Genomic DNA, 20594 nt, shown 5'->3' with positions numbered 1-20594 from the left:
TGGACAGACATATCTTCTGCGCCAATAGCTAATCTCACCAAAGGCAGTCACAACTGAGCGCTTATTTTTCTTTTCAATCTGATAGCCTTGCTTTTTAGTTTCTTCAACTAAGCCGGCATCAACTTCTTCTAGTGCTAATTTAATTAATTCTCTAATCAAATCAAAGAAGTAGCACATTAATGCCTTTTCACGGGCAATAACATTATTTTCAGACTTAATAATTTTTACGATATCAGCTATAATAGATTCCATAAAAGACCGGCTTCTAATGTGTTTTTTGTTCTTAACATCAGACTACTGGTCTTTTTGTTTGAGCTCAAGTCCAATTTCAAAGGATTTGAGCTTTTTTAATTATTTATTCAACTTACCGCAAAAAATTATACACTTAGCTCACTTTTGATGAGGTATACTAAAAGCATAAGTGAGTTAGTACTCACTCACATAAGGAGAAATTAATCATGGATGCTGCTGTAACAGTGACTCACGTCAATAAGAGCTTCAACAAAAAGCGCATTTTACACGATGTCAATCTCACCGCTTCCGCTCATGAAATTTTGGGACTGATTGGCCCATCAGGTGCCGGCAAGACAACCATTATTAAAAATATCATGGGGATGGAACAACCTGATAACGGTGAAGTCACGATCTTTGGCAATCCAATGCCCAACCGCCAAGTCTTGCAGCGAATTGGCTTTATGGCTCAGGATGACGCCTTATACGAAAGTTTAACCGGACGCGAAAATCTCAAGTTCTTTGCCCAGCTGTTTGGCGTCAAAAAGGACCGGCTTAACGCCCGCATTGACTATACAGCAGGCGTTGTTAATCTCAACCAAGACTTGGGCAAACGGGTCAGCAATTATTCCGGTGGCATGAAACGTCGATTGTCGTTAGCCATCAGTTTGATTCAAGACCCCGATTTGTTAGTTTTGGATGAGCCGACCGTCGGCATTGATCCGGAACTCCGCCGCCAAATTTGGGATGAGCTGCGAAAATACGCTCGGGATGGCAAATCAATTATCATCACCACCCACGTCATGGAAGACGCAGCCGAATGCGACGAATTACTGATGATTCGAGAAGGTCACATCATTACCCACGGCTCGCCTCACAGCTTGGAACAGGAATATCACGTTGATAATTTGGAACAGGTCTTTTTGAAAGCGGGGAAATCAAATGAGAATTCTAACAATCACTAAACGCATCTTCGTTGAAATGTTTCGTGACAAAAGGACCCTGGCGCTGATGTGTATTGCCCCGCTGTTCATCTTGTCACTGATGTATTTTTTGTTCCAATCAAATACCAATACAGTGGCTGACATGGGTAGCTACAATATCTCCAGCTCGCTAATTAAAACAATTGATAACAAACACCTCAAGATTCATCAAATAAGCTCAGATACGCCCGCCAAGAAAGTGATCCGAGACAAGGACTACGCCGGTTTTATCAAAAAAAGCGACGGTAAACTGGTCGTGACCTATCAAAACGCCGACCAGAACAAAACGGCCATCATTAAGAAATCCGTTCAAATGGCGCTGATCAACGTTCAGATTAAACAGCTTGTATCTGCCACTCAAAAATCCAAGGTAGGTCTACTAAAGATGCAGGCTCAATTGCAACAAATCAAAAAGCAGCTGCCGGCAACCATTAGTAACCGGATTTCCGCCCCATCCACGCCAAAAAATCTGCAAAATCCAACTAGCCTCAAGTTGACCCAGCACTACCTTTACGGTAAAAGCAATTCGTCATTCTTTACCACAATGCTGCCTGTATTCTTAGGCTTCATGGTCTTCTTCTTTGTTTTCCTAATTTCTGGCATTTCATTGCTGAATGAACGTAACTCCAGAACCCTGGACCGTTTGTTGGCAACACCGGTAAAACGAAGTGAAATTATTTATGGCTATTTGACCGGCTACGGCGCCGTCGCGATTATCCAAACCGCAGTGATTGTCCTATTCTGTATCTACGTCCTGGGAATCTCGATTCTAGGCAGCATCTGGGTCGTCTTACTAATCTGCTTTGCTCTGGCAATGGTGGCACTTTCGATGGGCCTGTTTGTTTCGACCTTTGCCGCCTCGGAATTTCAAATGGTTCAATTCATTCCAATCGTTGTCATTCCGCAAATTTTCTTTTCCGGTTTGATTCCAGTTGCCAACATGGCCGGCTGGCTGCAAGTAATTGCCCACATCATGCCGTTATACTACGGCGCCAGTGCGCTGACCGATGTGATTCAAAAGCAGGCGACCTTCGCTTCAATTCTCCCGCAATTTTCTGCTATACTAGCATTCCTAGTGGTATTCATCGTGTTGAATATGATTGGTATGCGCAAGTATCGGAAAGTGTAGGTGACAAGGATGGCTTCAACTTCAATTGAATCATTTTATTCAGAAGATATTGATTCCACAACCGATTTACCCCAAAAGCAAAAACAGGTTCTCAAAGCCTGCTTGGAATTATTTGCCGCTAAGGGGTTCGAGGCAACCACCACGGCTGATATTGCTGACAAGGCTGGAGTCAGTCAGGGCACCGTTTATAAACGTTTTAAGACTAAGGAGCAATTGCTCCAAGCGGTGGTTCATCCTCTATTTTCAAAAACGATCCCCAGAGCCGCTCAGGAATTTGCCGACGACATCAGTCGGTTTGAATATAGCAGTCTGGCAGATTTCCTTAAGCCAACGTTAAAGAACCGACTGAAGTTTGCCACAGAAAATAAGCAAATTCTCAAGATCTTATTCATGCAGGCGGTCAATGATCCCCAATTGTTGGCAGAACTGGTTGCTCCGGTCAAAGACGTTCTCACCACGACCATCCCCAAGGTGATTGATAATCTCAAACAGCAGCACCTCCTCGTCGATTGGGAAACGGGACGAATTCTCGAGTACGTTCTCTCAATTGGTGCCGGCTTTGGTGCCCAGATGATTCTGTTTGACCGCCAATTTGATATCGACCAGGTGATTGACCAAGCTGTGGAGTTCTTGGTTAAAGGACTTTCGCCAGAAAAATAATTTAATTTGACGATCTGGTTGACAAACATTAGAACAACGACTATTATTATCATTAAATTTTAATGCTAGTTAGTGAAAGATCTGAAGAGAAGAGTAGTGAGTCAACGAACCCTTAGAGAATCCGGTTGATGAAAAAGGATGGTCCGTAAGCGCATGAAGATGAACTCTGAATAGCGACTTCAAGTTAACGCTTGATCTCCGGGTGCGACCGTTACATCGCCGAGTATCGATGTCTGGTACTTTCAGAGGTATTGCTTGTGAGGGCAATACAAATTCAGGGTGGTAAAGCGAAACATTCGCCCCTCCGTCAGATTAATTCTGATGTGAGGGACGAATGTTTTTTTATTGCCATCAATTCAGATGACTATTCTAGCATTAAAAACAAATTAATACTTTATCTAGGGAGATTGATTATATTATGGCAAAAGTTGAAAGTTTTACATTGAATCACACATTGGTTAAAGCACCCTATGTCCGTTTGATTACCACGGAGACCGGTCCTAACGGCGACGTGATTTCCAATTTTGACCTCCGATTAACCCAGCCCAACGAAACCGCAGTTCCAACCGCTGGCCTTCACACGATTGAGCACCTCTTAGCAAGCCTCTTGCGTGATCGTTTGGACGGGGTCATCGACTGTTCCCCATTTGGCTGTCGAACCGGCTTTCATCTGATTACTTGGGGTGAACACAGCACCACCGAAGTCGCCGAAGCACTCAAAGGCTCCCTTGACGAGATCGCCAACAAAGTGGAATGGAAGGATGTCCCTGGCGTAGATAAATATAGCTGCGGCAATTACCGCGACCATTCGCTGTTCTCAGCCAAGGAATGGAGCAAGAAGGTCCTCGAAGAAGGGATCTCAAACGATCCTTATGAACGTCACGTAGTCTAGAGAGTGTATTTTAAAGGCCTCAGGGAGCACACAAGAACCTAACAAACGTGTTTTCGAAGCTGAATGAGCGTCAAAAGCGATCAACAAACACAAAAATAATTGAAAGTAATCAACCAAAACAAACGGAGGAAACATTCATGACAACTACCATTATCGGCTTTCCAAGAATCGGTCACCATCGCGAATTAAAATTCGCAACTGAACATTACTGGAAGAACAAAATTGACCAAACTGAATTACTGCAAACAGCTTATGAAATCAGAAAAAATCATTGGCAGGCCCAACAAAAGGCCGGCATCGACCTGATTCCAGTTGGCGACTTCTCATTTTTTGATGGTGTTTTAGACACCGCCAACTTATTGAACATTGTCCCTGAACGTTACAAGGAACTTAACTTATCGCCGCTTGACGAATACTTTGCCCAGGCCCGCGGCTATCAAAATGGTACTGAAACCGTTAAGGCACTGCCGATGAAAAAATGGTTCAACACTAACTACCACTATATTGTACCGGAATTTACTAAAACCACCAACGTTAAGCTAGTCGGTGACAAACTATTTAATGAAGTCGATGAAGCACTCAAGCTGGGCGTTAATGCCAAAGCGGTCATCACTGGCCCGTATACGTTACTCAAGCTGAGCCGCTTTCTTGATGGCACCACCCCGAACGACTTTGTGGACGATCTAATTTCTGCCTACTCAAAAGTCATTCAACGGCTGAACAAGCAGGGCGTTACCTGGATCCAAATTGACGAACCAGCCCTTAGTTTTGACGTTGATTCAGCAGAAAAGGCCCGCTTTGGTCAATTATATCAAGGAATCCTGGCTGCCAAGGGTTCTAGCAAGATTCTCCTGCAGAACTACTTTGGCGATATTCGTGATATCTATAATGATGTGATCAGCCTCGACTTTGACGGGATTGGCCTTGATTTTGTTGAGGGCCACTATAACGTTGAATTGCTGAAGCAAAACGGCTTTCCTGCCGACAAGGTATTATTTGCCGGTGTCGTTAACGGCAAAAACATTTGGCGGAACCACTACGCTAAGACCATTGACTTGTTGAACAATCTCAACACCGATGCCAAAGTCGTTCTGAACACTTCGGCTTCCCTGCTGCAAGTCCCATACAGTGCTGCGGATGAAACCAAAGTTCCTGTCGACGTCAAGCAGCACTTGGCATTTGCCATCGAAAAACTGACTGAAGTAAAGGAACTCGATACCATTTACCATGACGAAGCTGACGGTAAGGCTGCGCTCGAAAAAAACGATACTCTGTTTAAAAATGTGAAGCATCCCTATAACGAAGCCGTCCACGACCGGGTCAACGATTTGACCGATGCCGATTACACCCGTCTGCCGGCTCGAAGTGAACGAGAGAAGATTCAAAAGAAGGAATTCAACCTGCCAATTTTGCCAACAACCACCATTGGTTCCTTCCCTCAAACCAAGGATGTCCGTCAAAACCGGGCCAAACTGCGCCACGGTGAAATCACCAGGGCAGCATACGACAAATTTAACCAAGATAAGATTCGCCGAATTGTCAAGATCCAAGAAGAAATTGGACTGGACGTATTGGTTCATGGTGAGTATGAGCGAAATGACATGGTTGAATACTTCGGTGAAAAATTAGCCGGCTTTGTCTTTACCCAAAACGGTTGGGTTCAATCATACGGAACCCGGGGGGTTAAGCCACCAATTATCTGGGGCGATATCAGCCGAACTGCCCCAATCACCGTGGCCGCTTCTGTCTTTGCCAAGAATTTAACCGACAAGCCAATGAAGGGCATGCTAACGGGCCCAGTTACCATTTTCAACTGGTCATTCCCACGAGAAGATGTCACGCCAAAAGAATCCGTCACTCAAATTGCCCTCGCCCTTCAAGATGAAGTCTTAGACTTGGAAAAACATGATATTAAGATCATTCAAATTGACGAACCAGCCCTGCGTGAAAATCTGCCGCTCAGAAAGTCCAACTGGTACTCAGAATACTTGGACTGGGCAGTTCCCGCCTTCCGTCTGGTACACAGCAAGGTCCAACCAAGTACCCAAATTCATACCCATATGTGCTACAGCGAATTTGGCGACATCATTAAAGCGATTGACGCCCTGGATGCTGACGTGATTTCATTTGAAGCTTCCCGTGCCGACTTTACTTTGATCGATCAATTGGTTGCTGCCAAATTCCAGACAGAAGTTGGTCCCGGCGTCTATGACATTCATTCACCACGAATTCCGTCTGAGCAAGAGGTTGAAGGCTTGATTAAGCAGTTAGTTGCCAAGCTCCCCGTTGAGAAAGTTTGGATCAACCCTGACTGTGGGCTGAAGACCCGCTCAGAAGACGAATCGTTTGAAAGCTTAAAGAATATCGTTGATGCCACCAAGAAGGTTAGGAGTGAAATCAATGAGCCTAACGGGGTTATTTAAACAAAAAACGGTCTTTTCACTGGAAGTGTTCCCGCCGAAAAAGGATTCTCCCACCGATGCCATTCTGCCCACTCTCAAACGACTCCAATCACTGCAGCCGGATTTCATTTCGGTTACTTTGGGAGCTGGCGGAACTGACCACTGCAATGGGACGGTCACCATTGCTGACTTGATTCAAAATCAGCTCAACATTCCGGCTGTTTCTCACGTTCCGGGACTTTATCAGACTAAAGAGCAAGTCTTGGCACTCCTCGATCGGCTTGATTCGATCAACGTCAAAAACATCTTAGCCCTTCGTGGTGATCGAATCCCTGGCAAAACCCCGGTTGGCGATTTCAGTCACGCGAATGAACTGGTCCATTTTGTTCATGAACGGCGTCCTGACTTTAGCATTGCCAGTGCGTGTTATCCCAATTGCCATACGGAAGCTGCCGATTTTGTCGATGATATCGGCCATCTCAAGGAAAAAGTGGATGCCGGTGCTGACCATTTAATCAGCCAACTGTTTTTTGACAATCAGGCATTTTATGATTTCAAAGAAAAAACAGAAATTGCTGGAATCAACGTGCCAATTGAGGCCGGCATTATGCCCTGTACCAACAAAAATCAGATCGAACGGATTACCCAAATTTCCGGGGTTCCAATTCCAAAGAAGTTTGCGGCAATTATGGATCGTTATCAAGACAGCAAAGAAGCCATGTTGGACGCTGGAATTGCCTATGCGGTTGACCAAATCATCGACTTGGTTTCACAGGGTGTCGATGGTATTCACCTCTATACGATGAATAAGTCCAAAATTGCCAAACGAATCTGGGAGGAAACCAGATCGGTGTTTGAGGCATCAAGTCAGAGCGCGACGAGACCCGGTTAGGACCCAGAACATAAGCAGAAAAATTCAATGATGAACGGTTTTGGTTCATCGTTGAATTTTTTTGTTTATGTGGCCGGGTCCTGGGTCGTCGGAGCGTATTTTCAAGGCCGAAGGGATCACATAAGGACCTAACAAACGTGCCCTTCTGTGTGGGACCAATGCAGTAACTACCTTAGCCTTAACTGCTTATGCAGTATGCCTCTGGGTCGTCAGAACGTATTGCGAGATATAATGATAAAAATTATAAATTGATCTTACATTAAGCGAAAGGACTGTAATTGTGCAGTCCTTTGACATACTAAAAACAATTTTTTATGTATTCCCAAGGAGTCCGTTTCTCAATATTGATCTCCTCAGGCAGCGGGCGTTTAAAAACTCGATCCCATTGCGCGCCACGACGGACTTTTTTATACTGTTTTTTGAACGCTGAGGTAAACCTGACTTCATTCATTTAACAACCGCTCCAAATCATCGGGGGTAGTGACACCCGGCAATTTCTGCTTACCAGTCAAATCATCCGCAATTTCTTGAATTGCTTTGTCTTGTCCCGCATTGGGCATCGAATAATAAGGCGGCAAACCGTCCAAGGCCACCGTAGCTACCTGTGCTTGGACAAATTCTGACAAAGTAATTTGGTGCTTTTGTAATTCCGCAATTGCCTTTTTCTTCGTTTCCTCATCAATTCTCGCTTCAATTCTTGCCATATCAATCACCTCATCCTTTATTGTCCGTCATACAGCGTACATACTCAACCAAAGAATACCACCGCTTTACTCATAATCTTTAATTAATTGTCTGCTGGCTCTCAGAGAATAACCGACAAAACAAAAAGCAATCAATCAAAAAATCGCTAGGTCTCATAATTGGCTTGAACAATTATGGAACTCAGCGATTTTTAATAACCATTCTTTCTTGGAGGAGAAGAATTAGTTTAGTTTGCATGAAGCGTTAAATGTGATCGGAAAAAGATCCGGCGGGCAACCATTAATACCATGGCTGTCGCAGCAATCCCTGACGTATAATACAATTTTTTTCGGTTCATTAACCAACTTCCTTTCTCATAAGCACGCTTGACGATTATTTTGAAGATCATATCTTGGAGGAGACTTTCTTCAACTTTTTGACGTTAGTGCAATTCACCGACGGTACTTAACCTGAAGCCTTGCTGATCCCTTCTTTCATATTTGATTGTCCTTAGATTACAAGTGCCAGCTTAACCCAAGTTTAAAGTACCCGACAATTCAGATTTCTCTCTTAATCCTTAAGCAAATCGCAACCAACTTTACCACCTTATAAGAAAATCCTGCCAGAATGATCGATTTTAGTCGTACTGTCTTAAGAACTTTGACAGCCGCTTTAAACCGGTTCTCAGAGTTGCTTCATCAGCACAGTATCCCAAGCGCACGTGCCCAGGCATGTCGAACCGATTTCCGGGTACTAATAAAACTCCGGTTTCTTTTAGCAGTCGCAGGCAGAAATCTTCAATCTCGTCTGGAACATCCAGTTTTGGAAAGGAAGTCGACACTGCTTGGGGCATCACAACACTCGCCCGCGGTTCATCATCAATCCACTGACGATAGATTGCCAGGTTCTTCATCACCAATTGTTGGTTTCTTTTTAAGACCTGTTTTCGATGTTTCAAAATGTAGGTTGCCATTAAGTCGTTGAAAACCCCGGCACAGATCATCGTATAATCCCGATACTTTCGGAAAATGTCTGCGACTTCATGATTGGAAGCCGTCCAGCCGATTCGAATACCAGGCATCGAATAGGTTTTGGACAATGAATTGGTCGCAATCCCTTTATCATAGAGATCGACAATCGACGTAAAGGCTTCAGGATGATCCAGTGGCAAATAGACTTCATCGACCAGGACGTAGGCGCCAACTTGTTTGGCCAACTCAACCACCTGCTTTAAGAAGTCCTCGTCTAGTAAAGTGCCGGTGGGATTATTCGCATTATTCAGACAAATCATTTTGGTATTAGGCCTGATCAGTGATTTGAGTTCATCAATATCCGGATACCACTGCTTGTCCTCATGAATCTGCCAAAAGTCAACGTCAGCACCAAGTGATTTGGGAATGTCGTAAAGCTGCTGATAAGACGGGTACTCGGAAATGACGTGATCGCCCGGTTCAATTAGAGCGTACAATGCTAAATGATTAGCCCCCGTCGCCCCATTTGTCTGGAGAACATTTTCGGGATCAACGTGTTGATAAAGTTTCGCCACTTCGCTTTTAAAAGCGGGCGAGCCCTCAATCCAACCGTAATTCATTTTGGCCTTGTCCAGCAACTCGTAAAATTCCACCCCGTTATTACCATCGAGTGCCAGAGCTTCCTGCATGGTCATCGATGAAATTGTGCTCTGAGAAATATCTATCGTGGCGGATTTTTCCCATTGGTTTAACCATTCTTCAACGCCAAATCCGGCAATTTTCATTTAGTACCACTCCTTTTAATTTAATAATTGATTTTATTTTCATAACCAGTGTCCTAACGACGCGTCCAAAAAAATTCAGGGCTTATTTTTAACGATTTGCTTATAGTTTACATTTGACTTCAATTATACATATGATAAAATTAAAGTGGGGAGAGGGTTTTAGATCAATGCAGCAAACCCGCTGTTGTCGTAGTCATCAAAGGAGATGGCAACCATGATCAACTTATATTTAGCACCCAGCAGTTCATCCAGTCGACGGGCAAAAAAATGGCTGATCAATCATGATATTGAATTCACCGAACGTGATATTTCCAAGCAGCCGTTAACTGCCGATGATATCAAGTGCCTCCTTCGGTTATCGGAAAATGGGACTGAAGACTTAATTTCAACTCGCTGCACCAGCTACCGAAAGCTCAAAATCAATTTTGATAACCTTACTGTATCACAATTGATCGACCTAATGGTTCAGCACACCGACTTAATTCGCCGACCGCTCATTTTCGATGACCAGCAGCTGCAGGTTGGCTTTAGCGAGGATAATATTCGAAGCTTCCTTCCCAGACAGGCCAGAAAGCAACAATTAGCTAACCTGCTAACGCAAGCAGCCGCCATCCAATGACCAATTTGAATGCCAACCGCCAGCTGACGATTATTCAGCCACCCTTTTTTGCTTGTTCGTCTTCACCCTTTGAAATATAATGTTTCAAAGGGGTGTTTTTTATGGCTTTACTGCTGCCAACGTCAATTGTGTTGATTGTGGTCGTTGGATTATTCTGTACATACTTGATTAAAATTCGAAATTCATTGTATCTGGGGGCACTAGCCAACCTATCACTGTTGGTTCTTCTGCTTTTTTTAGTTCAGCTGATTTCGGTCCTGAACAGCCAATCCTGGGGGATCATTCTGGGCGTTGCGGTTTTTATCGTTGGTGCCCTGGTTTTCCTAGGGCTGGCACTGAGTTTTGTTTTCTTCTTCATCAACGCCTTTGTTGTCTGGAAACGTGAAGGCTACAGCTTAAGCAGTTCACTAACAATGTTGTCCGGGATTGTGGTTGTCGTTGTTGACATTCTGTACTTCACCAACCCATCGTTTGGACCCAAGCCGCTACAGTCGGCTGTCACCACTTTTCTAACGCTGCTGATTGCATACGTCTTACTCACGGTTTGGAACACGATCTCATCAATGTTGCTCTATCGGCTTTATTTTCCCAAGAAAGATAAGGACTACATTATTGTCCTTGGCAGTGGCCTAATTGATGGCTACAAAGTCGGTCGCCTACTAGGTAATCGCATTGATAAAGCCATTGACTTTTATCAAGATCAACTCAAAGCGACCGGCAAACACGCAAAGCTGATTTTTTCTGGCGGCCAGGGTGGTGATGAACTGCTGCCTGAAGGAGAAGCAATGCAGAAATATGCTTTGGAGCACGGCATTTCCAAATCAGATACTCTGGTCGAAGGAAAGTCCGTTAACACCCTGCAGAACCTGCAGTTTTCCCGGGCAATCATTGAAAAGGACAGCGGCCGAGACGACAATCAGGTCATCTTTGTCTCCAACAATTATCACACGCTGCGAGCCGGCGTCCTTGCCAGAAAATTGAAGTTTGCAGCTGTTGGTGTTGGGGCCCCGACGCCGTTTTACTTCTTACCCAATGCCGTTATTCGTGAACACCTGGCACTTTTGGTGATGAATAAGCGCTCAAATCTCGCCATTATCGGATTGATCTTACTGATTGCAATTGGCGCCGGCCTGCTGCAGTACTTTATTCCGGGCGAAACCCTCAAATAATTTTTTAGGAGACTCACATGTCACAATACATTCATGTTATTTATACAGCGGCTTTTTTGTTCCCACTGCTTTCAATTTTTGTTACACTGCCAATCTTATTGGTGAACTACCATAAGTATGGCGCCTTGCCGAAGTGGAGCATCTTCATGCTTTACACATTTGTGTTCTACATGATGTGCGCCTACTTCTTAACCATTCTACCGTTGCCAACTCGGACTTATGTTGCCCATTTGACTACCCCCACCCATAATTTTGTGCCGTTTACCTTTGTCCGGGAATTCATTAAATACAATCCATTTTCACTGACCCACCCGGGCACTTGGATTGCGGCTTTAAAGGCACCGACCGTCATTCAGCCATTGTTCAACATCTTTTTGACCGTTCCGTTTGGCTTTTACATGCATTATTATTTTCAGCGGTCATGGAAACAAACCATTCTGTTTAGTTTCTGTCTATCACTGTTCTTTGAATTGACCCAGCTTAGTGGCCTTTATGGCTACTATCCCCGTCCATATCGGCTGTTTGATGTCGACGACCTACTGCTTAACACGACCGGTGGCACACTTGGGGCATTAGGAGCAGCCTGGCTTGGGCGGTATCTGCCAACTAAGGAGCAGGTTACAAAACGGACAGTGGCACTCAGCCATAATGTATCCCCGGTTAGACGAATTGTTGCTCTGGCAAGTGATTGGATCATTATTTCAATTTTCAGTTCGATTCTGGGTATCTTTGTTAAACCGGAATGGATCACTACCGCTATTGGATTTGTTATCTTTATCCTCGCATTCGAATTGATGAAACAACAGACAATCGGGATGCGGTTGGTGCACATTAGAATCGTTAACCGAGATGGCCAAGACGCAAGTCGAGTTCAAATTCTAGTGCGCAACCTCTTCGGTTATGGGATTATCGGCGGCCTCTTTGCAACGGTCGGCCGACTGTTAGACATGACAGCCACCGCACCCTATAATCAATTAACTACTATTTTCCATCTTGTGTTGGTCCTCTCGTTCTTCTTACTGTTAGTCTTTGTGGACCTGCTAATTGACTGGTTCTCAAAGAAACATTTACTGTTCTTTGAATGGTTAAGTCGAACAGATACCAAGCCAGCATGAGCCATTTAAAATAGCAAACGGCCTTTGGCAGCCGCTCCCAATCTGGGAACGACTGCCAAAGGCCGTTATACGTTTAAAGCTGAATGATAATCATCAGTTATTTTTCAGCAATATTGGTTTGAATAATATCATGTAACTTTTCGAATAAGATACCCTCACGTAAGCCACTGGTTGAAAACATGATCCGATCAGAATCCAGATAATTCATTAATAGAATGACTGGAATCAGCCCGCCAACAATGATATCTGCCCGTTCCTTATTGATTCCGGGGACTTTTTTGCGTTCTTCCAAATTCATATCAATGATCCGCTCAAACGTCTCATTAATTAAGCTGTCACGCAGCTGATAGCCGTGAATATCATTCGTATCCAACAGGTTATTAAATCGACGATTGATTTTGGCCAAGGTTCGATTACTGCCCCCTAAGCCAATAATGGGGAGATTCAACCCATTTCTGAGCCACCAAACATTTTGGAAAATTTCGTTCACAAAGATCATCGCTTTGAAGACCTCTTTTGCCGAAATCACATCAGCCAAGTCGAATTTAGATGACAAGGTCACCGAACCAATCGGAATACTGATGAGGTTGCTGACTTTACCGTTTTGTACCAGAATAATTTCGGCACTGGCCCCACCCGTATCAATAATCACCGCATTGGTTGCCGGCAGCGTTTCGTTAACCCCGACGTAGTCATAATAAGCTTCTTTAGCGCCGGAAATAACCGTCAAGTTGATGCCAATATCATTTTTGACACGTTTTAAAAACTGTTTTTGATTGGTGGCCTGACGCACTGCAGCAGTCGCAACGGCTTTAATCGTTAAGTTATCCAGCTTGGAATAAATCACCTTGAAGCCCTTTAAAGCAGCGATTGTCCGCTCAATTGCCTCTGGCTGCAAGATCTTTTCTGCCCCCATATTCTCTGAGAGGCGGACATATTCCTTTTCTTCGGCCACAGTCTCATACGTGCCATCATCACTAATTCGGCTGATGGTCATTCGAACTGAGTTGGACCCCAAATCAATCACCGCAAAATTTTCCATTATTGGTTATCGCTCCCATCTTCATCGTTAAAAGGGTCAGGTTGGTTTTGGGGACTCATCATCGGTTGAAACTGAATACCGCTTTTTGACCCGAAGTCGCTTTGCTGATTCTTAGTCATTTTAGTTGCCTGTGCCGCAAAGAACTCTTGGCAGTCAAGCGGTTCACGGCCTCTTCGATCAACTCGTTTGTAAACACCATCCTTATCCAGCATTCGCATTTTAACATTGTCGTTCCACATTGTGTTATAGATATCGACCACTCGACGCGCCAAGTCCGGCTGAAGAACTGGAAACAGCTGCTCAACTCGACGATTCAGGTTTCGGGTCATCAGATCAGCACTTGATAGATAAACTTGTTGGTCGCCGTCAAAATTAAACATATAAATCCGGCTGTGTTCCAAAAAACGACCGACAATTGAATGAACGGAGATATTTTCAGAAACGTCTTTAATGCCGGTCTTCAAGCAGCAGATTCCCCGCACAATCAGGTCAATTTTAACTCCCGCATGTGACGCCTCATATAACTTAGCAATCATATCCTGGTCAGATAACGAGTTCATCTTCATTTGAACGTGAACCGGCTTGTCCTCCTTAGCGTACTTACTGGCTTCCGACAGCTGGGAGTCGATGAAGTCCCGAATGCCATGTGGGGAAATATGAAGCTGGTGGAAATAAGGCGGCCGTGAATAACCTGACAGCATGTTAAAGATGTTCGTAACGTCAAGGCCGATATCCGTATTGCAGGTAAGCAGGCCCAAATCGGTGTAGAAGTGGGCGGTCACATCGTTATAGTTGCCAGTTCCCATGTGAACGTAGCGGCGAATCCCATTTTCTTCTCGACGAACCACCAAGGATAGCTTGGAGTGGGTCTTCAACCCAACAAGGCCATAAATAACGTGACAGCCCATCTTTTCCAGCTGGCGGGCCCAATGAACGTTATTCTTCTCATCAAACCGGGCTTTGACCTCAACCAAAACGGTGACCTGCTTGCCGTTTTGAGCTGCCCTGCCTAAGTATTTAATGATTGGTGAATCACCGGATACTCGGTAAAGCGTCATCTTAATAGCCAGAACCTCACTATCAACTGATGCCTGACGAATAAATTCCACCACGGAATCAAACTTATCATAAGGATGCTGCATCAACCAATCATGTTTTTGAATAGCGTCAAAGATGTTGTGCTCATCGTTGAGTTCCTCTGGCTGATAGGGTTTGAATGGCCGATACTTCAAATCATCGTGGCCAACCACTTGACTGGCCAGCTTGCTCATGAAGGTTAAATCAAGCGGCCCGTTGACTTCATAAACTGAGTCTTCTGCCGTTTGCAGTTCCTTAACCAATCGCTTACGGAGCTTGTTGCTAATCGTTGAGTCGACTTCCAAGCGGATAACGTGGCCGTGCTCTCGAAGCTTCAACTGCTGCTGTACTTTTTTAAGCAGGTCGGATGTATCTTCTTCGGCAACATCCAGATCCATATCCCGGATAACCCGAAAGACGGAAACTTCTTTGATCGTGTAATTAATAAACAATTGATCGACAAATTCCTTGATGATGTCTTCAATTAAGATAAAATCATTATCGCCGCCTGGCAATTTGACAACTCGCGAAAAGATACTTGGAACCTGTAAAGTAGCGTAGAGTGTTTTGCCATCTTGATCATCATTTTTATGAAGCCGTAATGACAAATTAAGTGAATCGTTGTTAATGAACGGGAATGGTCTTGAACTATCGTCGGCCATTGGCGTCAATACGGGATACAGTTCATCGTGAAAGTACCCTTTAATAAACTGGTACTGTTCGGCCGTTAAGTCCTCAACCTTCAATAAACGCACGCCAACTTGGCTGAGCGCCGGAAGAAGTGATCGATTCAAGGTACTATACTGGCGGATCAACATCTTGTGGGCTTTCGCGTTGACGTCTCTTAACTGTTCTTCAGCGGAGCGGCCCGACGAATCGCGGCCATCCCATTTGACTTCCACTAATTTGGCAAGTGATGCTACTCGAACCATGACCCACTCGTCTAGATTACTTTGAGTGATTCCCAAGAACTTCACGCGTTCAAGGAGGGGATTATTCTTATCCCGGGCCTCATCAAGAACGCGTTCATTAAAGTCCAGCCAGCTTAATTCCCGGTTGTTATAATATTTTGGGTTTTTGAAATCAATTGTTTCTGTCATTTCGCTTTAACTCCCCTCTGTTTGAGAACGGCTCGATATCCATACGCTTCTGCAAAGAAATGACTCTTTGTATTAAAAATCCAGTTTTCATAAGCTAAGTTGGCATTGCTGAAGACAGTGATGACCACCTTGGTTTCCTTAATCGACACAGAAATTTTCTTGATTTTCTGCTGCCGATCGTCATCCAATGCATCAGCCAACCGTAAAATTGCGGCCAGCTTGGCAATTAATCGCCGGCTTTCCGCAGAAATGTGCTGAAAGTGAATTAAATCTTCATTTGGGGTGGTTGAACTGTGATACCTTGCGATCGCTGCAATGACGCGAATATCATCCGCAGACAGGCCGATAATTTCTGAATGCAAAATAATGTACTCCGAGTGCAGGTAATGTTCATGAATGCCAACATAGTTGCCGACATCATGGAGAATGGATGCAACCTGAAGAAGCACCCGTTCCCGACGGCCCAGTTTGTGAAGCGGTTTTAATTGGTCAAATAAATGCAGGGAGAATTTTGTAACCAAGTCTCTGTGGACCGGCTCGACGTCATAGTGTTCAGACAAGTTGAGCGCCATCTTGATAATTTCGGGCGTAAAATCATGCTTGGCGTATCCTTGCTCCATCGCTTCTTGATTCACTAAGCCGTCAACGACTCCCGAATCAGAAAACCCGAGTTCATTTGCATTCGCTAACCTTAAAATCCGCCTTGTCAGCAGCAATTCCGGCAGCACCATCGGAATGTAATCCCGTTCAACTTGTAAACGTTCGATCAAATACTGATCCGAGGCATCAACAAGCTCGTCAACCAGCTTTGCAAATTGCTCTGCGGAAATTGCATCCCCAACCTTGGCATGTTCATAATTCTCAACCAATCTTTGAAGCGGCAAAGATCCCAATAAAATAATTTTGTTTGGTTCCTGACTTGAAACAACGCTGGCAGGATTACCCATATAAAAGTCGTTAAGCTTAGAATCAATATAATCATTCAAAAGCCCAATTGAATTAGGGGCCGTCTCCCGCAGGCTTTGCAGATCTTCAGCAATTTTGATTGGGCCGAGTGCAAAGCTGGTTGAGTCAACAAACTGGCCATTTTTAAATTCAGTGATCGCCGTATTTCCGGAAGTGATTCCAACTAAAAAGACGGTCCGATTTTTATCCGCCTCGTTCTTAGCCAATTCCAGAGAAATGTTCTGGTTGCGAAAATACGTTTCTTCATTTGTTGACAACCATTCGATGTTCATACCGGTATGTAGAAAAAGCTGATCGGCAATAAAATCGGAATTAAATGCCTGATGAAGCGCACTGCTTCCAAATAGTTTGTAATTTGTTACCCCGTAATCATTCAAAATCTGAATAAAGCCAGTCACCGCTTCAGAGACTCGGCTGACCGAATCGTACTTAACGGGTTGGTCCTGGTAAACATCCTCGCCTAAGTTGATATCTTTTTTGACATGTTCCAAGGTTTTGAGGTTCTTGACGTTAACAATGAGGAGTTCAGATCCCTGCACGTTAACCATAATCACACCATAATACTTTGCTGCCATGGTCTCACCTTCTATTTGTATTCCCTATGTTGGAGAATTCTCTTTTCAATGTAAGTATACAATATTTTTCATTCGGTTGACGACTTGGCATTGTCAATCTCCCATCAAGATTCATTTTCGTAGGCTGATCGATGTCAATAATTTGCCATTCACCAATCGATTTGATTGACAACATTTGAATTCCGGTTAAAAATAATGATGTACAGAATTGTACTAAATTTTCATCAGAAAGAAGTGGCTTTGATGACTGAACTGAATGCCGCAAAAGCCGGCACTTACAAATTTGACGATCACTTTGTTGTTAACCGTTTGGGTTACGGAACCATGCAGCTGACTGGTAAAGGCACCTGGGGCCCCTACCCGGATGCTGACCATGCGGCCGACGTGGTCGCTCACGCTGCCGAATTAGGCATTAACTTTTTTGATACTGCTGATTCCTATGGCCCTTGGTTTGCTGACCGTTACTTGGCCGCTGGATTGAAACGGGCAGCTAACCGTAATCAAATTTTCATTTCCGATAAGGTTGGCCAGACTCGTCAGGGGCCGGGCATCTAGAGCCCCCATGGCGAACCAAATTACTTGAGACAACAGGTTGAAGTCTCCATGATGACTCTGGGGATTGACCACGAAGACCTGGTTTTCCTTCACCGAATCGATAGTCATTTTCCAATCGCTGAACAAGTTGGCGAACTTAAGAAGATGCAAAATGAGGGTAAGATCAGGCATATCGGTCTGAGCCAAGTAACCGTTGACCAGATTAAGGAAGCCCAAAAGTACGCCAAGATCGACGCGATTGAAAATCTGTATAACGTTGGCAATCATCAAGACGATGACGTGGTCGACTACGCCGCCGACCAGCACATGGCCTTTCTACCCTGGTTCCCACTTGACACCGGCAAGCTGGTTGGCGCAGATAGCCCATTGAGCGCAATTGCTAAGAAGTATGGGGTTTCCGAAGCCCAAATTGCCTTGGCCTGGTTACTGAAGCGTTCACCAAACATTCTGCCAATTCCGGGTACCAGTTCGATTCAACACTTGGAAGATAACGTTGCCGCGACAAATGTTGAGTTAAGCGATGACGATTTCAAAGCGTTGAGCAACCTTAATAATTAATGAACAATGCTTGAGTAAGTCTGCTGAATTTGGGCAGGCTTATTTTTTATTGAAAAAGTCCTTCAAAATTGCTTTGAGCGCTATAATTAGCCTTCAAATTTTAGAATTGTTATAATTTGTGTAAAGAAAGCCACAGGATTGGAGGGCAACTCTATGAACAAACTCACAAATTATACTCGGCTGATAGCCGTCCTCATTGTTTCTGCCATTGCCATCGTTTTGGCATTTGGCTTGGGGGTCCCCCTTTACGCCCAAATTGTGATCTCAACTTTAGGCTCTTTAATCGCGCTTTTAATGTTGATTGACATGGTCAAAATACTGCGTTCCGGGAAGTTTGGGGTCGACCTGCTGGCAATTACGGCCGTCGTCGCAACACTTGCCGTTGGTGAATACTGGGCCTCGCTGATTGTTCTGTTGATGTTGACTGGCGGGTATGCTTTGGAAGATTTTGCCGCCAACAAAGCAAATTCAGAATTACAGTCCCTACTGGAAAATTCACCTCAATCCGCTCATTTGCTGAAAGATGACGACATTGTTGACGTCAAAGTTGATCAAGTACAGGTTGGCGATCAGCTTGTCGTCAAGCCGGGTGAAGTCATTCCGGTAGATGGAACGATTATAACCGGCGTGACCTCAGTCGATGAGTCATCTTTGACCGGTGAATCACGGCCAATTGATAAAGTTCCCAGTGCCACCGTGATGTCGGGAGCCGTTAACGGGGATGCGTCGTTTGATATGACTGCCGACAAAACGGCTGGAAACAGCCAATACCAAAATATTATCCGGTTGGTGAAGCAGGCCGAAACCACACCGGCCCACTTTGTTCGAATGGCTGACCGTTACGCCGTGCCGTTTACGATACTAGCTTACATGATTGCGGGAGTCGCTTGGTACATTTCAAAAGACCCGGTTCGATTTGCCGAAGTCCTGGTCGTCGCTTCCCCGTGTCCGCTGATCCTGGCGGCCCCAATCGCCCTTGTATCGGGCATGAGCCGGGCAAGCCGGAGTGGGATTATTGTGAAGAGCGGTACGGTGATTGAAAAGCTGGCAAACGCAAAGACCTTTGCTTTCGACAAAACCGGAACCATTACAAAGGGGCACCTGACCGTTAGCCGAATCGCCGCAGTTAGTGGTTATACAAAAAAACAGGTTCTCGCACTTGCCGCAGGAGCCGAACAGCAATCCAGCCACATTCTGGCCAGATCTTTGGTTGCGGCAGCCAAAGACGGTGTCCCGGTCGCCACAAACGTCACTGAAATAACGGCCCAAGGGGTGAAGGCGACCATCAATGATCAAACGGTGAAGGTCGGCAAACCAGGGTTTGTTTCAAATGACCCGATCACCCCACTGGGACAAACCGCGGTCTACGTTTCGGTTAACGGCAACTATGCCGGCTACGTAGCCTTTGCGGATGAATTAAGACCCGAAGCCGGCCATGTAATGGCTGAACTTCATGAGTCGGGTGTCAAAGAGATCATGATGATTTCTGGAGACCGCTTGCCGATTGCTGAAGAAATTGCCAATCAAGTCGGCATTGACAAGGTGTATGCGCAACGACTGCCGGAAGAAAAGATCCAGGTTATTGAAACAATCGAAAAGAAGTTCCGTCCCGTCGTAATGGTCGGCGATGGTGTTAACGACGCACCTTCACTAGCAATCGCCGATGTTGGTATCGCAATGGGTGCTCACGGGGCGACTGCGGCGAGTGAGTCGGCCGATGCCGTTGTCTTAAAGGATGACTTGAGCTTGGTCAGCAGGGCTGTCAGCATCGCCCACGATACCATGAAAGTTGCTCGCCAAGCGGTTTTAATCGGGATTGCCATTTGTACCTTCTTGATGCTGGTTGCAAGCGTGGGCGTCATTCCGGCAATCATTGGCGCGTTATTTCAAGAAGTCGTGGATACGGTCACAATTTTATGGGCACTAAGAGCACGCAATGGCCGCACCAAGCATCTCGATTTGATCCCGGCACAATAATTTCATTACTTGACAAAAGCCCACATTGTTTTATATTTGTAATGATAACAATTACCGTTTAAAGACTTGTGGTCAGAAGTCAAGTAGGTGATACGTAAAATATTGATAGTTCTAATTGTGAGGAGAGTATACTTCCCCCAGCCCAGTGAAGTACAAAAATTCACTGGTTAGAAACTTGCAATGTTAGCGATGTTCGTCGCGCTAGACCAATT

The 20594-nt window shown here is 44.8% G+C and carries 16 protein-coding genes and 1 pseudogene; 11 read left to right on the top strand and 6 right to left on the bottom strand.

The features are described 5' to 3' along the window. The coding region (locus tag LPKJCM_RS11530; RefSeq protein WP_174659028.1) for a UPF0236 family transposase-like protein at window positions 1-252 on the bottom strand (252 nt) is incomplete at its 3' end. A gap of 206 nt (window positions 253-458) precedes the next feature. Between LPKJCM_RS11530 and LPKJCM_RS11525 the strand changes: the two genes are divergently transcribed. The 6 genes from LPKJCM_RS11525 (at window position 459) to metF (ending at window position 7189) form a co-directional block, all read left to right on the top strand. Further along, window positions 459-1196 carry an ABC transporter ATP-binding protein gene (locus LPKJCM_RS11525; protein WP_057961362.1) on the top strand — a complete coding sequence of 246 codons (738 nt, stop codon included), beginning with the start codon at window positions 459-461 and terminating at the stop codon, window positions 1194-1196. Beyond that, window positions 1174-2343, top strand: a complete 1170-nt coding sequence (locus LPKJCM_RS11520; RefSeq protein WP_057961363.1) for an ABC transporter permease — start codon at window positions 1174-1176, stop codon at window positions 2341-2343. Before LPKJCM_RS11525 ends, LPKJCM_RS11520 begins: the two co-directional genes overlap by 23 nt. 9 nt (window positions 2344-2352) lie before the next feature. Beyond that, on the top strand, window positions 2353-3003 hold the full coding sequence (locus tag LPKJCM_RS11515) for a TetR/AcrR family transcriptional regulator (RefSeq protein ID WP_057961364.1): 651 nt from the start codon (window positions 2353-2355) through the stop codon (window positions 3001-3003). Window positions 3004-3421: 418 nt separating this feature from the next. Continuing rightward, window positions 3422-3895 (top strand): S-ribosylhomocysteine lyase, encoded by a 474-nt coding sequence (locus LPKJCM_RS11510; protein ID WP_057961365.1) that lies wholly within the window; start codon window positions 3422-3424, stop codon window positions 3893-3895. A 137-nt stretch (window positions 3896-4032) separates the two neighbouring features. Then, window positions 4033-6318 carry a 5-methyltetrahydropteroyltriglutamate--homocysteine S-methyltransferase gene (gene metE / locus LPKJCM_RS11505; RefSeq protein WP_057961366.1) on the top strand — a complete coding sequence of 762 codons (2286 nt, stop codon included), beginning with the start codon at window positions 4033-4035 and terminating at the stop codon, window positions 6316-6318. Continuing rightward, complete coding sequence (metF, locus tag LPKJCM_RS11500; protein WP_057961367.1) at window positions 6296-7189, top strand: methylenetetrahydrofolate reductase [NAD(P)H]; 894 nt, start codon at window positions 6296-6298, stop codon at window positions 7187-7189. The genes metE and metF overlap by 23 nt, the downstream gene beginning before the upstream one ends. A gap of 443 nt (window positions 7190-7632) precedes the next feature. Here metF and LPKJCM_RS11495 read toward each other — a convergent pair whose 3' ends face one another. Then, window positions 7633-7893, bottom strand: a complete 261-nt coding sequence (locus tag LPKJCM_RS11495) for a type II toxin-antitoxin system RelB/DinJ family antitoxin (RefSeq protein ID WP_057961368.1) — start codon at window positions 7891-7893, stop codon at window positions 7633-7635. A 617-nt stretch (window positions 7894-8510) separates the two neighbouring features. Continuing rightward, window positions 8511-9629: an aminotransferase gene (locus tag LPKJCM_RS11490; protein WP_057961369.1), complete on the bottom strand. Its 1119-nt coding sequence runs from the start codon at window positions 9627-9629 to the stop codon at window positions 8511-8513. Window positions 9630-9843: 214 nt separating this feature from the next. On the opposite strand from LPKJCM_RS11490, the gene spx reads away from it, so the two are divergent. From spx to LPKJCM_RS11475, 3 genes are all read left to right on the top strand, one after another. After that, window positions 9844-10248 (top strand): transcriptional regulator Spx, encoded by a 405-nt coding sequence (spx, locus tag LPKJCM_RS11485; RefSeq protein ID WP_057961370.1) that lies wholly within the window; start codon window positions 9844-9846, stop codon window positions 10246-10248. A 101-nt stretch (window positions 10249-10349) separates the two neighbouring features. After that, entirely contained in the window at window positions 10350-11417 is a 1068-nt protein-coding gene (locus tag LPKJCM_RS11480) for a YdcF family protein (RefSeq protein WP_057961371.1), read from the top strand. A 17-nt stretch (window positions 11418-11434) separates the two neighbouring features. Beyond that, window positions 11435-12532, top strand: coding sequence for a VanZ family protein (locus LPKJCM_RS11475; RefSeq protein ID WP_057961372.1), 1098 nt, complete (start codon window positions 11435-11437; stop codon window positions 12530-12532). A gap of 97 nt (window positions 12533-12629) precedes the next feature. Here LPKJCM_RS11475 and ppx read toward each other — a convergent pair whose 3' ends face one another. From ppx to LPKJCM_RS11460, 3 genes are read right to left on the bottom strand one after another with little or no spacing between them, the layout of a single operon-like run. Then, entirely contained in the window at window positions 12630-13574 is a 945-nt protein-coding gene (ppx, locus tag LPKJCM_RS11470) for an exopolyphosphatase (protein WP_057961373.1), read from the bottom strand. Continuing rightward, on the bottom strand, window positions 13574-15751 hold the full coding sequence (locus LPKJCM_RS11465; protein WP_057961374.1) for an RNA degradosome polyphosphate kinase: 2178 nt from the start codon (window positions 15749-15751) through the stop codon (window positions 13574-13576). Before LPKJCM_RS11465 ends, ppx begins: the two co-directional genes overlap by 1 nt. Then, window positions 15748-17292: a Ppx/GppA phosphatase family protein gene (locus LPKJCM_RS11460; protein ID WP_057961375.1), complete on the bottom strand. Its 1545-nt coding sequence runs from the start codon at window positions 17290-17292 to the stop codon at window positions 15748-15750. Before LPKJCM_RS11460 ends, LPKJCM_RS11465 begins: the two co-directional genes overlap by 4 nt. Window positions 17293-17535: 243 nt before the next feature. Here LPKJCM_RS11460 and LPKJCM_RS11455 point away from each other — a divergent pair. Further along, window positions 17536-18405 (top strand): annotated as a pseudogene (locus LPKJCM_RS11455) (aldo/keto reductase). Between the two features lie 153 nt (window positions 18406-18558). Continuing rightward, the gene (locus LPKJCM_RS11450) at window positions 18559-20382 is read left to right on the top strand and encodes a heavy metal translocating P-type ATPase (protein ID WP_057961376.1); all 1824 of its coding nucleotides are present in this window, start codon (window positions 18559-18561) and stop codon (window positions 20380-20382) included. Window positions 20383-20594 lie beyond the last annotated feature (212 nt).

Origin of the sequence: Lentilactobacillus parakefiri (assembly GCF_002157585.1) — a bacterium.
GTDB classification, from domain to species: Bacteria; Bacillota; Bacilli; order Lactobacillales; family Lactobacillaceae; genus Lentilactobacillus; species Lentilactobacillus parakefiri.
The sequence above is the reverse complement of the archived record's forward strand: the minus strand, read 5'-3'. Positions and strand labels throughout refer to the sequence as shown.